Origin of the sequence: Kribbella sp. NBC_00482 (genome assembly GCF_036013725.1) — a bacterium.
Lineage (GTDB): Bacteria > Actinomycetota > Actinomycetes > Propionibacteriales > Kribbellaceae > Kribbella.
Map to the genome: position 1 here is coordinate 8,233,640 of NZ_CP107881.1, position 14,306 is coordinate 8,247,945.

12 protein-coding genes are annotated in these 14,306 nt (G+C 67.2%); 5 read left to right on the plus strand and 7 right to left on the minus strand.

The window, feature by feature from the left end; all coding sequences use genetic code 11:
- A complete protein-coding gene (locus OHB24_RS39625) occupies positions 1 to 2,079 on the minus strand; it encodes an alpha-amylase family protein (RefSeq protein WP_327636103.1) in 2,079 nt (692 codons plus the stop codon).
- A 220-nt stretch (positions 2,080 to 2,299) separates the two neighbouring features.
- On the opposite strand from OHB24_RS39625, the gene OHB24_RS39630 reads away from it, so the two are divergent.
- Positions 2,300 to 2,851 (plus strand): dihydrofolate reductase family protein, encoded by a 552-nt coding sequence (locus OHB24_RS39630; protein WP_327636104.1) that lies wholly within the window; start codon positions 2,300 to 2,302, stop codon positions 2,849 to 2,851.
- Here the strand turns inward: OHB24_RS39630 and OHB24_RS39635 are convergent.
- Positions 2,836 to 3,747 (minus strand): LysR family transcriptional regulator, encoded by a 912-nt coding sequence (locus OHB24_RS39635; RefSeq protein ID WP_327636105.1) that lies wholly within the window; start codon positions 3,745 to 3,747, stop codon positions 2,836 to 2,838. The two genes, OHB24_RS39630 and OHB24_RS39635, sit on opposite strands and share 16 nt — an antisense overlap.
- A 78-nt stretch (positions 3,748 to 3,825) precedes the next feature.
- Here OHB24_RS39635 and OHB24_RS39640 point away from each other — a divergent pair, with 78 nt between their 5' ends.
- Complete coding sequence (locus OHB24_RS39640) at positions 3,826 to 4,734, plus strand: DMT family transporter (protein WP_327636106.1); 909 nt, start codon at positions 3,826 to 3,828, stop codon at positions 4,732 to 4,734.
- Positions 4,731 to 5,780 carry an alpha/beta hydrolase family protein gene (locus OHB24_RS39645; RefSeq protein WP_327636108.1) on the plus strand — a complete coding sequence of 350 codons (1,050 nt, stop codon included), beginning with the start codon at positions 4,731 to 4,733 and terminating at the stop codon, positions 5,778 to 5,780. The genes OHB24_RS39640 and OHB24_RS39645 overlap by 4 nt, the downstream gene beginning before the upstream one ends.
- 16 nt (positions 5,781 to 5,796) lie before the next feature.
- On the opposite strand, the gene OHB24_RS39650 is transcribed toward OHB24_RS39645, so the two are convergent.
- The 3 genes from OHB24_RS39650 to OHB24_RS39660 all read right to left on the minus strand — a co-directional run bounded on the left by OHB24_RS39650 (position 5,797) and on the right by OHB24_RS39660 (position 7,697).
- The gene (locus OHB24_RS39650) at positions 5,797 to 6,513 is read right to left on the minus strand and encodes a hypothetical protein (RefSeq protein WP_327636109.1); all 717 of its coding nucleotides are present in this window, start codon (positions 6,511 to 6,513) and stop codon (positions 5,797 to 5,799) included.
- Positions 6,514 to 6,669: 156 nt separating this feature from the next.
- Complete coding sequence (locus OHB24_RS39655) at positions 6,670 to 7,356, minus strand: hypothetical protein (RefSeq protein WP_327636110.1); 687 nt, start codon at positions 7,354 to 7,356, stop codon at positions 6,670 to 6,672.
- On the minus strand, positions 7,353 to 7,697 hold the full coding sequence (locus OHB24_RS39660) for a hypothetical protein (protein WP_327636111.1): 345 nt from the start codon (positions 7,695 to 7,697) through the stop codon (positions 7,353 to 7,355). Before OHB24_RS39660 ends, OHB24_RS39655 begins: the two co-directional genes overlap by 4 nt.
- Positions 7,698 to 7,852: 155 nt before the next feature.
- Between OHB24_RS39660 and OHB24_RS39665 the strand changes: the two genes are divergently transcribed.
- Together OHB24_RS39665 and OHB24_RS39670 are read left to right on the plus strand one after the other, a co-directional pair.
- Positions 7,853 to 9,856: a sensor histidine kinase gene (locus tag OHB24_RS39665; RefSeq protein WP_327636112.1), complete on the plus strand. Its 2,004-nt coding sequence runs from the start codon at positions 7,853 to 7,855 to the stop codon at positions 9,854 to 9,856.
- Positions 9,853 to 10,530, plus strand: coding sequence for a response regulator transcription factor (locus tag OHB24_RS39670; RefSeq protein ID WP_327636113.1), 678 nt, complete (start codon positions 9,853 to 9,855; stop codon positions 10,528 to 10,530). The genes OHB24_RS39665 and OHB24_RS39670 overlap by 4 nt, the downstream gene beginning before the upstream one ends.
- On the opposite strand, the gene OHB24_RS39675 is transcribed toward OHB24_RS39670, so the two are convergent.
- Positions 10,493 to 11,674 (minus strand): McrC family protein, encoded by a 1,182-nt coding sequence (locus OHB24_RS39675; protein WP_327641161.1) that lies wholly within the window; start codon positions 11,672 to 11,674, stop codon positions 10,493 to 10,495. The two genes, OHB24_RS39670 and OHB24_RS39675, sit on opposite strands and share 38 nt — an antisense overlap.
- A gap of 5 nt (positions 11,675 to 11,679) precedes the next feature.
- Positions 11,680 to 14,232, minus strand: coding sequence for an McrB family protein (locus OHB24_RS39680; protein WP_327636114.1), 2,553 nt, complete (start codon positions 14,230 to 14,232; stop codon positions 11,680 to 11,682).
- Positions 14,233 to 14,306 lie beyond the last annotated feature (74 nt).

The following is a 14,306-nucleotide window of genomic DNA, read 5'->3' on the forward strand; positions in this document are numbered from 1 at the left end:
TCATGCCTGGCTCCAATCGACGTGCACGACCTCGAGCAGCCCGGCGGTCGGAATCACGATCTCGGCCCGCCCGTCGCGGATCACCGGCTCGACGTCGACCCCCGCGACCAGGAGGCGGGCGTTGAGGTTGTCCGTCGGTACTGCGATCGACACGGTCTGCGGCGGCAACGGGAGCGTCTCGCGGATCGCCCCGCGCATCGCCATCGGATTCGTGAGGTTGACCAACGCAACGGCGACCTCGTGCTCGCCCCGATGGACCGCGATGTCCACCAGCCCTGCGCCGTCGACCGTCACCTCGGGCGTCGTGCCGAGCGCCCAGGAGACCGCGTTCGCGATCAGCCGGCCATGATCGGACTGCAACGCCTCCCAGAAGATCGCTCCGAGGTCGAACGGGAAGTAGACCGTCCGGCCGCCCTGAGCGTTCTCGGTGCAGATCACGGCGGGCTTGTCCGGAGCCTCTCGCTGGTAGACCTCCTCCATCGGCAGGTCCGGGAAGTCCGGGATGAACCGGAACGGAGTCACCGCGTCCGACTCGACTCCGATGATGTGGGTGCCGCCAATGATCCGCGTCGTACCCTCGAAGCCGCTGTTCAACGGATGCGGGTCCGTCAACGCGATGTAGTTGTTCTGCACCGGCCGGCTCGCCTCGGTCAGCCGGACGCCGAGGACGTACCCCAGCCCGAAGTCGGTCCGCTGGTTCCCGTTCTCGTCGTACAGCGAGCTCTGGTACGCCGCTACGAGCGATCCGCCGCCCTCGACGTACGACCGCAGCGTCGCGCACTGGTCGTCGCTGAGTTGCTCGGCGTTCGCGAGGACGACGACCTTGAACCCGCCCAGCCGCTCGACCGTCATCGCCTGGTCGGAGACGAACTCGAACGGCACGCGGGCCTCGACGAGCGCCTGGTAGAAGCCGTCCTCGTGGTCGTTGTCGCCGGCTCGCAACTGGCCGGTCCGGGTCGGGTCGAGCAGCGCGACCTCGGCAGTGATCCGCAGATCCTTGAGCACCGGTTCGACGGACGCGTGCAGGTTGAACGCCTCGACGACCGGCTGCACCCACCGCTGGTCCGGCACGCTCGCGTTGAACTTCGTGAACCACGGCAGCGCGCCGTGCGCGAACCCGTCGACGATCCAGGTCTTCGTCTCCTCCGGCGGCGCGACCGAATCCTTCCAGCGGTACTTGTGCTCGGGGCCGACGGACGTGATGAGCCGGACCGGACGGTCCGGGAACACTCCTCGATTGCGCTTCCCGTTCCGGCCGGCCGCCCACGGCGCCTCGATCCCGTGCCGGCCCTGTTTGTCGATGATGAACAGCGGCGCGACCGGCTCGGCCAGATCACGGGCCAGGTCACGCGCCGCGAGCGCCCCCATGTTCGGCACGAAGCGGGCGTGCGGGCGGAGGTCGCGGACCGCTTGGTCCCAGACGCCGACCAGGTCTCCGAGCCGCCGGCGCCGCCAAGCGACGTACTCCGGCCAACCCTCGCCGTCTTCCTCGGCCGGCAACTCCAGACCGGTCTCGTCCCGGAACGACCTGCGGGCGCCTTCGCTGTACGAGATCCCGTAGTACCCCTCCCACCGATTGGCGAAGACCGCGTCCACGCCGTACTCGCGGACGATCTCGCGAATCACCTCCGTGACGAAGTCCCGGTGGTACGGCGTGAACGCGCACGTCAGCCAGATACCCGGGTACGCCCAGTGCTCGATCGGGTTGCCGTCCCGGTCGCGGGCCAGCCATTCGGGGTGCGCTGCGGCGGCGTCGGCGTGGATCGCGTGCGGGTCGACCCGGGCCATCACACTCATGCCGAGGCTGCGGGCGCCGTCGACGAGCGTTCCGAACGGGTCGGTGTCGCCGAGGAACTTGCTCCGGTAGTGGTACTCGAGTTGCGTCGGGTAGTAGGCGACGTACCCGCCCGCGCTGATGCAGGTCGCGTTGGCCTTGCTGTCACGCATCAGCCGCAGCCAGAAGTCGGCGTCGAAGTGCGCGGGATCGTCCTCGGCCAAGGTGATCTGGGCCCAGCGGGTCGCCGCCAACGGCCAGTCCGGATCGGAGTCGGCTACTCGGTTCTCGTGCTCGGTGTGCATCGCACCTCCGGCGTCGTCGGGAGTCCTCAGATTGTTAGACAAGAATGCACGACTGGCAAGAGCTGATGTCAGTCCTCAGCGACGAAATACCGGTCGGGCATGTCCAGCTCGCCGACGACGGGCACCCTCGACAGCCTGCGGTGGATTTCCTGAACCGATGTCAAAGCCGGGCGACGGGCTCCGACCAGGAGGCACAAGCAGCCATCACCCGGAGGACATCATGCGGAAGATCATGTACTACGTGCACCAGTCGCTGGACGGGTTCATCGAGGGACCGAACGGCGAGTTCGACTGGCCGGTGCTCGGCCCGGAACTGGGCGCGTACTCGATGGCGCTGACCGAGCGCGCCGACCTGTTCCTGTACGGGCGGACGGTCTGGGAAATGATGTCGTCGTACTGGCCGAACGCCGAGGCGATGAACCCCGACGAGCACGCGATCGAGTTCGCTCCGGTCTGGCGCCGTACGCCGAAGGTCGTGCTCTCGACGACGTTGGAGAGCGCCGAGTGGAACACCCGGATCGTCCGCGCCGCCAAGGATCTCGCGGCGATCAAGGAGGAGCCGGGCAAGGACATCCTGCTGACCGGGAGCTCGACCGTCGCGGCGGCGTTGACCGAGCTCGGGCTGCTCGACGAGTACCACGTGATCGTGCACCCGGTGGTGCTCGGCGGCGGCAAGCCGGTCCACCAGCCGACCGGACGGCGTACGCTCCGGCTGGCGGAGACCCGGTCCTTCGACAACCGGACCGTGCTACTGCGTCACGACCTCGTTTGATCGGTGGCCGCCATGGCCAGAGCATCGGCGACTGCCGCGACCGCGGGAGTTCGCGTACGGCGGGTCAGCAGGAACACCGCCCGCCCGACGTCCCCTTCGGCCGGCAGCCGTACGGCGACACCCGGAGCGCCGGCGCCGATGACGAGATCCGGGAGCAGCGCGCCCGCGCCCGTCGTACGGACGAGTTCGAGCAGGATGAGGAAATCGTCGGAGCTGTAACGGATATCGGGTTCGAACCCGCCGAGCTCGCGGCAGACGCGGACGTGCATCTCGCGATGACCGGTGTTGGGCTGACAGGCGGCCCAGGGCATGTCGGCGAGCTGGCTGAGCGGCACGCGATCGGCAGCGGCCTCGGGATGATCCTCGGGGAGAATGACGCGGATCTGCTCGCGAAGTAGGTGCTCCCGACGCAGATCGGTGTGTACGGCGCGCGGCTGGCCGTCGTACTCGTCGCCGACCATGACGTCCAACTGCTGCAGCCGGAGCGCGGGCGCTGCCTGCTCGACCTCGAGCTCTGCGGCCTCGACGCGGATGTCGGGATGGGTCTCCGCGAGACTACGGATCGCCGGAGCGACGACGCGGATGAAGGCGGACTGGAACGACGCGATCCGGACCAACCCCGCAACCCGGCCCGCCGCCACCGCAGCCAGCTCGGCCTCCGCCGCCTCGACTCCCTCGAGCAGCGCCGTGGCGTGCCGCACCAGCACCTCGCCCGCGGCAGTCAGCCGCACGTTGCGACCGACCCGCTCCAGTAATCGGGTCCCGGTCTCGCGCTCCAGAACGGCCAACTGCTGCGAGATCGCGCTGGGCGAATAGCCGAGCGCCCGGGCCGCGCCGTGGACGGTGCCACGGCCGTGGACCTCACGCAGCAACCGCAGGCGGTGCAGATCCATCATTCGTTCAGCTTAGCTTCACAATGCTGTCCGTGAAGCCGTGATGGACGTGAACAGTCCGCTCCCCTGACCATCGATGACGTGGGACGCCTCTTCTGCCTTCTTTCCGCCGCCACCTTCGGGGTCATGGCCGTCTTCGGCAAGCTCGCGTACGACGCGGGCGTGTCGGTGGACGCGCTACTCCTGGTCCGCTTCGGCCTGGCCGGCGCGCTCCTGCTGGTCCTCGCGCTCGCCCGCGGTGCACTCCGCAACCTGCCCCGCCGGGCCGTCCTCACCGGACTCGGCATGGGCGTCTTCGGGTACGCCGCGCAGTCCGGCCTGTACTTCTCCGCGCTGGCCCGCATCGACGCATCACTGGTCGCGCTGCTGCTGTACCTCTATCCGGTCCTCGTGATGGTCGGGGCGATCGCGCTGCGCCGCGAACGTGCGTCGCGCCGGCGGATCGGGGCCCTCGCGGTCGCGCTGGTCGGGATCGGGTTGGTGCTCAGCGGGGCGATGACAGGGCGGTTCGACTGGCTCGGCGTCCTGCTGGCGTTGGGGGCACCAATCGTCTACACCTGCTACATCCTGGTCGGCGATTCGCTGACCGCCGACGTACAGCCGCTCGCGCTGACGGCACTGGTGTGCACGGGAGCGTTCGGCACGTTCCTGGTCCTCGGACTCTTCCGCGGAACGGATCTGACGTTCGCCCCGATCGGCTGGCTGTGGCTGGCGGCCGTCGCGCTGATCAGCACCGTCGCGGCCATCCTGTTCTTCTTTGCCGGGATGGCTCGGGTCGGTCCGTCGGTCGCCTCGATCCTGTCGATCTTCGAGCCGGTCGTGACGGTCGCTGCGGCGGCGCTGGTCTTCGGCGAGCACCTGAGCGCCGTGCAGTGGCTGGGCGGTGCGCTCGTACTGTCCGCCGTACTGATCGTGCAGTGGCCCCGTCGCCAATCGTTGCCGGAACTTTCGCGGGTTTCTCCGGAGGCGACGGCAGACTTGGCGGTATGAGCCGGCGGATGGCGTGGGCGGGAGTCGTCGCGTTGATGACGACGGCCGCGATCGCCTGCACCAACGACGACGCGGCACCCCCTGCGCCGGCATCGAGCGCGACCTCCCCGACGCCGTCCGCCACTCCTCCCACCACGTCGCCGCCCCCGACCGCCCAACCCACAACCGCCCCGCCTTCGCCCGCCCCACATCCGGTGTCGCTGCAGGCGTTGACGGCGAAGAAGTACAACGGCGGCGCCCTCCGACTCGGCCGAGTACTCGCCCGCAACCCGGCGTACACGCGCTATCACGTCACCTACCGCAGTGGGACGCTGACGATCTCGGGGATCCTGAACGTCCCGTCCACACCGGGACCGCATCCAGCGCTCGTCCTGAACCACGGCTACATCGACCCGGCCGTCTACACGAACGGCCGCGGACTGATGCGTGAGCAGGACTACCTCGCCCGCCGCGGGTACGTCGTCCTGCACACCGACTACCGCAACCACGCGGAGTCCTCGAAGGACCCGAGCTCCGAGGTCAATCTGCGACTCGGCTACACCGAGGACGTCGTCAACGCCGTCCTCGCACTCCGCACGTCGCAGTACGTCGACCCGTCGCGGATCGCACTGCTCGGGCGCTCGATGGGAGGCGGAATCACCTACAACGTGCTCGTGACGAAGCCCGGTCTCGTGAAGGCCGCTGTCGTCTTCGCGCCGGTCAGCTCGGACGCGGCCGACAACTTCAACCGCTGGACGCGACCGGACCGGCCGATCGCGGCCCAGATCCTGCGCAAGTACGGCGAACCGGCAACGAACCCGACGTTCTGGCGGAACCTGTCCGCGGTGAACTTCTTCGGCCGCGTCACCGAGCCGGTGCTGATCCACCACGGCGAGTCGGACTCGACCTGCCCGATCGCCTGGTCCCGCGAGACCCTCGGCGCTCTCAAGACGGCCGGGAAGGACGCGACGCTGTTCACTTACCCCGGCGAGGAGCATGCGTTCGGTCCGGCCTGGCCGACGTCGATGGCGCGGACAGTCAGCTTCCTCAAGCAGCACGGGGTCTGATCGGGAAGGCGCCGCGTCAGGCGGGTTTGCAGGCCGGCGCGTCCGCGAGGGCCGCAGTGGCGCGGGCGGCCGCGTCGAGATTCCGTGGCGCGGCGGTCCAGGCGGCGACCCAGAGATCCTGCGCGTGCTCGGCGCCGAAGTCCCCCGCCGCGTGCTCGGTCATCGCCTGCAAATGGGCCGCCCAGTCCCCGGCGGCAGCCCTGCCCGCCGTGCCCGCGGCGTCAAGGGCGGCGAGCCGCTGCTTGCAGAACGCGGCCGCCTTGCCCGGTACGTCGTTGCAGCCGCCCTTCGTTGCCGCACGCTTGGCAACGGCTGAATTCACCGCGGCTTTATCCCCGGGACCGAGCAGCCGGGTGCGCTTCCAGATTGCCTTTGTCTGTTCCTCGGAATTCTTACCGGCCAGCAAATCGGTCCGTGCCTGTACGTGTTCACGCCAATGCTCAGTGGCAGCAGCTGCGACGAGCACAACAGCTTCGGCCGCCTGGATTTCCTTGACGCAGGCGGCCGCGCCCGGATTCACCACGTTGCGCTCGGTCGCAGGCGGCGTACTGAGCGTCGGGGTTGTCAGATGGGTCGAGTGCGTGGCTATCTGCGCCGAGGGATCCGCGGACCCGCTCCCGGAGCCGGCCTGTGCGATCGCCACCCACGCGGCCGCAGCCAGCGCGGCGACGATCCCGACCGCCACCCACACCGCGCGATGCTCCTGAGGTATTGCCCGTCTCGCTCGCGACATAATCCCCATCCCCCAATCCGAGAATGCTGCCACGAGGCTGGGAGAAACGCGACCAATTCACGATACGCAACGGTAGTCCTGCATTCCGTGCGATTATTCTTCAGGGTTTGAACCCGCGTTCCCGGGCCCGTCCGGTTCGACGGGCCCGGGAACGCTTCACGGCAGTGGCTGCCATTCGTCGTTCGGCATCCGGAGGATCGCCCACCCCACCGCAGCGAACCCCACCGCCTGCAGTCCCCACCCGATCAGGTCCAACGGGTGACTGCTGATGATGACCGAGATCAGGTGCAGCGGCTGCGAGATCGCGACGGCCACCGCGGCCCACCGGCCACCGACCCCGGAGCGCCACATCGCGATCCCGAGCAGGATGGTGCCGAATACGTGGCCGACCACGAACACCGTCGCGGCCACGTCCACCGACCCGTGCGTGACGTCGACGACCTTCGTGATCGACGCCTGGTCGAGACCGGCAGTGCCCGCCGACCAGGCGAACACGTCGCTCGACGCCGTCGTCGGCAACGACAGATAGCCAGGAACCATCAGGCAGACCGCGATCCCGGTCAGCCACGGCGTACTGCGGCGCGTCAGCCGGCCGACGAAGTACACGCCCGGCACCAGCGTGACGAACGCGAGGTACCCCAGCCAGAGCACGACCGAGCCGCGATCGAGCTCACCGACGATCTTGCTGGTGATCGTCGAGGCGCTGTCCGTCGTGTCGTACGGCAACAGGAACCGCAGCAGCGCGACCGCCGCCGGCCCGATCGGCAGAATCAGCGCCGCCAGCCATCGCCACGCGGGCCGGATGTCCGCGCGGGACGTCGTACGGCTGATCGTCTCTGTCATCGCGCACCTACCAACTCGCGCTTCGGCAGCAGTACGGCGATCACGCCGACGACGGTCGCAGCGACTCCGAATCCAGCCGCGGCCACCGCGGCCGCCGGTACGTCGGACGCGAAGAACGCCGGTACGGCGAGCAGCGCCGAAGCCAACCGCAGCGTGATCAGCGGCGCCAGCGCCCACCGCTTCCCGCGCCAAGCGAACCCGACCAGCACCAGGCTGATCAGCCCGACCACCGCGGCCCCGATCGCGATACTCATCGGCGGGTGGTCCCCGTCGGTGAGGAGTGGCGTCGCCACGTCCATCAGCGCCAGCAACCCGAGCAGTACCAGCCCGAATCTGTACATCTCCTTACCCCCTTGTTTCGATGTTGGGCACCACCGTCACCCGTGCGCCGTACTGTCCGCCTGGGCGCCGGATCCCACCCGTGCGGGCGATTCCCCGCTCGATCCGGGATCGCGTTCCCGAGACGCCGGGAACCTTCCGGGCGCACACTGCCGGTATGACAACCTCCGTGAACCGCCGCGGCCTGGCCGGCGCGCTGGCCGGTCTGGTGATCGCCGAGGTGACTTTCGCTGTCGTCTACGCCCTGTCCGCGGGCTGGGGCTGGGCTGAACTGGTCGACAGCTTCCTCGTGACGAACGGCCTGATGGGCCTCACCTTCGGCCTGTGCGGCGCGGTGATCGCCTGGCACCGGCCGGCCAACCCGATCGGCTGGCTGTTCCTCGCGGACGGGATCGGGCACGCCACGACACCGTTCGCCGACGCCCTCGCATATCTGGTGCACGGCGAACTCGCCCAGCGGGTGCTCGTCACCGTCTCGGTGGCGGCGTGGCCGTGGTCGATCGGACTGTTCCTGCCGCTCGCGCTGCTGCTGTTTCCGGACGGCCGGTTGCTGTCTCCGCGCTGGCGATGGGCCGCGATCGGGATCATCGCTACCGCGCCGCTCTTCGTGCTGGAGATGGCCGGGAGCGGCGAGCCGGTCTCGCCCGATCTTCCTCGCGGCCTTATCGCCCTGCCCGACCCCGACGCTCTGCAACCGCTGTGGACGGCGACCGAGGTGCGCAACCTTGTCGCGATCCTGCTGGCTCTGATCTGTCTCGCCATCCGCTACCGGCGCGCCGATGAAGTGGGCCGCCGGCAACTGCTCTGGTTGCTCTTGGCATCGGTGATCGCGCTGCTCTTCGTCACACCGTGGGCCTTCGTCGCCGGCACGCCGATCCTTGTCCTGCTGGCGATTCCGCTGATCCCGATCGCGGTCGCTGTCGCGATCGTCCGCTATCAGCTGCTGGATATTCGACTGGTCGTCTCGCGTGCATTGACGTGGGCGTTGCTGTCACTGGTTGCGATCGGCAGCTATGCGGCGTTGGTCGCGCTACTCGACTCACTGATCGCCTCACAGGTCGGCCGATCGGCCGCGGTAACGGTGTTCGTGGCGCTGATCATCGCGCCCGTACTACCCCGCCTCCAGGTGCTGGTCGACCGAGCGCTGTACGGCGATCGGCACGATCCCGCCCGGGTCGCGTCCCGGGTCGGCGAGCAGTTGTCCGCCGGCCTTCCAGGCGTAGTCGCAGCAATCCGCTCCGCCCTACGCCTGCCGTACGCCGCACTAACCGTCGACGGCCGCCTCATCGCCGACGGCCATGGTCTCGCGGCCGGTTCCGTCGTACCTCTGGAGTTGTCGTACGGCGGTGAAGTGGTGGGGACGCTCGAGGTCGGGGTGCGGTCGGGCGAATCGGGGTTGTCGTCGGCCGATCGGAGTGTGCTCGGGCTGGTCGCCGTACCGCTGGCGGTGGCAGTTCACGCGACGCGATTGTCGGCGGAGTTGCAGTCGTCGCGCGAGAAGCTCGTGTCCGCGCGGGAGGAGGAACGCCGGCGGATCCGGCGGGACCTGCACGACGGTCTGGGCCCGACGCTTACGGGCGTCGCGTTCTCCGCGGACGCGGCCGCCAACCTCATCACCACCGACAAGGCCCTCTCCGCCGACGCCTCGCGAGCCGTCGAACTGCTCGCGCGTTTGCGCGCAGACACCCGCTCCGCGATTGCCGACGTACGGCGCCTGGTCGACGACCTGCGCCCTCCGGCCCTGGACGAACTCGGCCTACTGGGAGCCTTGCAACAGCGCGCGGATCAGATGTCGATCCGCGCCGACGGTACGGCGATCCGCGTCGTGATCTCGGCCTCCGGGTTGCCGACGTTGCCTGCCGCGTTGGAGGTTGCGGCGTACCGGATCGCGACCGAGGCGCTGACAAACGTCGTACGGCACGCGCGGGCAACCTCCGCCGTACTGACGCTGCGGTGCGGAAACGAACTGGAGATCGAGATCACCGACGACGGTCCACCCACCGGCCCCTGGCACCGCGGCGTCGGCCTCCAAGCCATGCAAGAACGCGCCGCCGAACTAGGCGGCACCTTCCAAGCCGGCCCAACCCCCACCGGCGGCCAGGTCCAAGCCCACTTCCCCCTCCTCCAAACCGCCCTCGATTCTTTGCTGGAGGTGCGGTGATCCGGGTAGTGCTGGCCGACGACCATCCGGTGGTGCGAGCCGGGCTGGAGGCACTGCTCAGCTCCCTGCCCGGCATCGAGGTAGTCGGCGTCGCCTCAACCGGCCGAGAAGCGATCCGCGAGGTAGTCACAACCCGCCCCGACGTCGCCGTACTCGACCTCCAAATGCCCGACCTCGACGGCTTCGCCGCCACCCGCGAACTAGCCCGCGCCGCACCCGAGGTCGCCGTCCTCGTACTCACCATGTTCGAAGACGACGACTCGGTCTTCGCCGCCATGCGCGCCGGCGCCCGCGGCTACCTCGTCAAAGGCGCCGAACAAGAGGAAATCGCCCGCGCCATCCGAGCCGTAGCCGCCGGCGAAGCCATCTTCGGCCCCGGCGTAGCCCGCCGCGTCCTCACGTTCTTCGCCGCCCCACCACCGGCCGACCCGTTCCCCGAACTCACCACCCGCGAACGCGAGATCCTCGACCTGCTGGCCGCCGGCCTCTCCAACCCCGCGATCGCCACCCGCCTCGACCTTGCCCCGAAGACCGTCGCCAACAACGTCTCCACCATCTTCACCAAACTAGGCACCGCCGACCGATCCACCGCCATAATCCAAGCCCGCAACGCCGGCCTCGGCACCTCGGTGACTCTCAGGACGCAGCGGGAAGATGTGCCACCGAACTCCTGACGATGTGCTCGATTCGTTCCAGGACCTCCGCGGGCTTCAAGCGCAGGTCAACGGCATATTGGTGAATCTCGATACCGCCGTTCTTGACGCGGATTGCCGCCGTATCGGCCCCGCCAACCGCGTAGATCAGCCAACCCTGACGGAGCTGCAAGGCTGTGCAATACGCGAGCATCTGGTAGATGTCCGCGTTCGGATATCTACCGCTCTTCCTCGCGAGCTTGTACTTCGCGTCGAACACAGCAACCGGAACGTCGTTCCTCAGGTGAACGACGTCAGGCTCCATAGGGATCCGTTCGCCGTCGGCGAGATGCACACCGAACTTTGCAGACGTTGTGCCTAGCCCTCTGAAGGCCTCTCTGATCGCAACGACCACGAAGTTCTCAAACACAGTCGCCATGTTGACCACAAAGCCCGCAAGGACAGCACCACCGCCCTTCGACACTGTCGACTGGTCTCCTAGGACCAGCTCGGCGATCCGCAACGCCGGCTGGTATCGACGGTTCAGCCGGCTCTTGACCCAAGCGGGAAGTCGCTGGGCCGACACGGGCGTAACGCCTGCGAGCTTGCCATCCAGATGAGCGAGGCGCCGTCGAGCGCTGTTGGACAATCTTGGTACGCCGAGCATGCGTCGGATCGCAGCACGAAGTATCTGATTCTCGGCGATGTCAACTGTGTAGTCGTCGTATCGAACCTCGACGGGTGCGGGGGCCCCGTGCCTGCGCGTCACTTGGTCGGATACACGGATTCGGCCACGGATGACGCAGATCGAATCGTCCACCGTCAGGTAGCTCTGCAGCACGCCATCGCGCAACGCCAGCTCAGCGGTCCGGATCAAGGTCTCGGCAAAGGCGGCCCACAGGTCATCGCCGGCCTCCGCCGCCACGTTGCCGACCCGAAAGCCGGGATCCTTCGCGTATGCCAGATAGAACAACAGCGAAGCCGGGGTTGCCTTCGAAGTCACCGTGACATCGATCCCGCGAAAGGACACACATCCAACCTTGCCGCGAGGCAGCGCGCGCCACGTGCTGTTGCCCTCCGACCGCAAATTGACAAGGCCCGACTTGACGAGTGCAGCGGCAACGTCCGGCTCCAATATGCAGCTCACGCCTCTGCCATCCAGCTCATCCAACTGAATACGCGCCATCGCGGTCACAGAGCGTCAGCCTCAGAGGCGGGTTCGGTCTGCCGTCGCAGGGCCGGCAGACCGAACCGTTCGTGCACCTCGCGTCTGTCATAACGGCCGTAGTAGTGCTCCTCGAGCAGCGGCAAGATCGAGTGCGTCCAGACCCGCTCGAGGCCGTCAGCGTGGTTGAGATCCTGCTTCATCAGGTACGACGGACCGATCTTGAGATCGTGGTCCTCCGGGTGGATGGCCGCGTTCAGCGCAGCAAGCAGTTCCGTCCTGCCGTCGTCGGGCTCGTCCCGAGCGGCCAGCCATCGCGGCAACAGGGACCTCACTGGCTCGATGTCCGGATGCATCTCCACGAAGGCGAATCGTCGACGGATCGCCGCGTCCACGAGAGCGATGCTGCGGTCTGCCGTGTTCATCGTGCCGATCACGAACAGGTTGCGCGGCAGGCTGAACGGTTCTCCTGGTGAGTACTGCAGATCGATGGCCGAATCGCGGTACTCGAGGAGGAAGTACAGCTCACCGAAGACCTTCGCGAGGTTCGCTCGATTGATCTCGTCGATGATCAGGAAGAACGGCTCGCCCGGCTCCTCGTTGGCCTGCGCGGCAATACGCCGTAGAGGTCCCGCCACAAGCTGGAAACCGACTTGGTTCGAGGCAGACGCCAGCGGGCGGAATCCTTCGACGAAATCCTCGTAGGCGTAGGAGGGATGGAACTGTACAAGCTTCACGGCGCCTGGGCGGGTCAGAAACCGTGCCAAGTGTTGCGCCACGTAGGTCTTCCCGGTCCCGGGCGGCCCGTACAAGATGATCTGCTTCCGATCCTCCAGCAGATCGATCAGCTCCTGCAGCCAGTCCGTGTCCAGATGCAGTTCCTCGGCCAGATCCAGTGTGGCGTTCTTCAGCGTGGCTTCGTCGCCGGGCGTCGCCGCACCGATGTCAACAGGTTCCTCAGCAGTAGCTGGGATCATCGCGCCGAGGGCCGGCATCGATCTGGTCACGTCGACCACGCGCCCCTGCTGCTCGAGATCCGCTACGAGCTCAGCTGACGTATCGTCCAGTTCTTGCAGCTCGTTCACCCAATCCACAGTGCGGACGAGCCGCCTGTTGCTACGGTCGAGCTTGGCCTCAGAGGTGACAGTTCCGACAGCCAGCCGCGACAAGGCTCCAGTAGCTACAACATCGCCCACCTTGATCCTGTTGACGAAGCTATTGAATTCGTTCGCGAGTGCAAGGCGTCGGACGTAGTCCTCATGCTGATAATTGCGCTCGACCAACTGGCGAAGGTCCGCCTCACTAGCCTGCAGCGAAAGTTCGTCGAGGTAGTCCGCGTCCAGCGAGACGTAGTCGTCCGCAAGCCACTCCCCACCCAGGTGCGGCGACTGTGCCGGTGGTCGAACGAGCCAGGCACGACCTTGGCCGGTGCCTGATGAACCCTTCGTGTTCCACTGCTCTTCGAAGGGACTGAGGTAGTAGTTGACGGGCCGCCCGGCCTCGTTCTGCAGCGCGACCGTGATGTCGAAGAGGTGTCGGTGCAGGTCTGAGGCATCGCTCGGGATCCGGTCAGCAAACGTCCGCACGATCTGCGTCTTGTCGGGGATGCTGATGATCGGCAGGAAGTACTGCGGATACATCAAGTACTGCCAGGCCTCGCGCATCGAGGGCATGACGTCCAGCTCCGCTAGAAAGTCGCGAAAGGCCCAGGGATCGGCCAGCGCGGCCGCACGTCGCTCAGAGGTAAGCATCCACCAGGCCCTGATGGCGTCCACGCTGTGCGCGAGCGAGCGCCAGATCAAGGTGTTCGTCCCCTGACCGCCGTTCCAGGTCGACTGCGCGAACGCCGCCCGGACCGCCCGCGGCAAGGCCACCGGCCGATCCATCCAAGACAGGATCTTCGCAACGCGATCCACCTTGGTGTCGCTCTTCAGGTTCGACAGCGGCAAGGCATGGATCGTGAGCAACTCTGCAGTCAGGACGAGACAGTTGTCCGAGGTCCCCTTGAGTTGCCTCGCGAGCTTTGCCATGAAGGTATCCGACGAGACATCAGCCTGGAGGTTATAAGCCGCATGAAGCTCGTCGGCGACCTCCGGCAGCCAGGAGGCGATGCTCGCTCCAAAGGGCGAGGGCTCACCTGTCAGTCCTCGGCGAATCAGCTCAGATCCGGTTTCCCGAACGAGCAGGTCATCCTTCGCCGGGACGACGGTGTCGCTGGGCAGTTGCTCGATGTCCGACGTCCGCGCCACCAGCTCGCGGTACTGGTCGGCGTACACGGATGCCCTTTGTCTGAGTTCCAGGGCGTTGCCGATCTCAGGAAGGTCCCTGTACCCGTCACGGGTGAGGATCCACTCACCGCCGATCGTGAGCAACCATTCTGCCTTCGACAGATCTGCGACGGCGTATGACCACGAAACAAAGCCCTGCGGTCGACCACGAGCGTCCATACGAGCGGGGTCGCCATCCGACGGCGCCTGCTCCACAACTCGCTGCCAGAGATCGTTGCGATGCATACGACCTCGGTCCGATGCGAGAAGTATCCGCGTCGCGACGAAAATCTGTTCCCATGTGTCGGCCATCCAGCCGCTTCCTCCCTCAACCGAGACTCCCCGTCCTGCCCACCCCCAGGAGCGACAGCTCTTACCCTGCCGTA

Excerpts from the sequence above, each read along its gene's own strand:
- OHB24_RS39625 (WP_327636103.1), bottom strand. The coding sequence starts at position 2,079 with ATGCACACCGAGCACGAGAACCGAGTAGCCGACTCCGATCCGGACTGG.
- OHB24_RS39630 (WP_327636104.1), top strand. The coding sequence starts at position 2,300 with ATGCGGAAGATCATGTACTACGTGCACCAGTCGCTGGACGGGTTCATC.
- OHB24_RS39635 (WP_327636105.1), bottom strand. The coding sequence starts at position 3,747 with ATGATGGATCTGCACCGCCTGCGGTTGCTGCGTGAGGTCCACGGCCGT.
- OHB24_RS39645 (WP_327636108.1), top strand. The coding sequence starts at position 4,731 with ATGAGCCGGCGGATGGCGTGGGCGGGAGTCGTCGCGTTGATGACGACG.
- OHB24_RS39650 (WP_327636109.1), bottom strand. The coding sequence starts at position 6,513 with ATGTCGCGAGCGAGACGGGCAATACCTCAGGAGCATCGCGCGGTGTGG.
- OHB24_RS39655 (WP_327636110.1), bottom strand. The coding sequence starts at position 7,356 with ATGACAGAGACGATCAGCCGTACGACGTCCCGCGCGGACATCCGGCCC.
- OHB24_RS39660 (WP_327636111.1), bottom strand. The coding sequence starts at position 7,697 with ATGTACAGATTCGGGCTGGTACTGCTCGGGTTGCTGGCGCTGATGGAC.
- OHB24_RS39665 (WP_327636112.1), top strand. The coding sequence starts at position 7,853 with ATGACAACCTCCGTGAACCGCCGCGGCCTGGCCGGCGCGCTGGCCGGT.
- OHB24_RS39675 (WP_327641161.1), bottom strand. The coding sequence starts at position 11,674 with ATGGCGCGTATTCAGTTGGATGAGCTGGATGGCAGAGGCGTGAGCTGC.
- OHB24_RS39680 (WP_327636114.1), bottom strand. The coding sequence starts at position 14,232 with ATGGCCGACACATGGGAACAGATTTTCGTCGCGACGCGGATACTTCTC.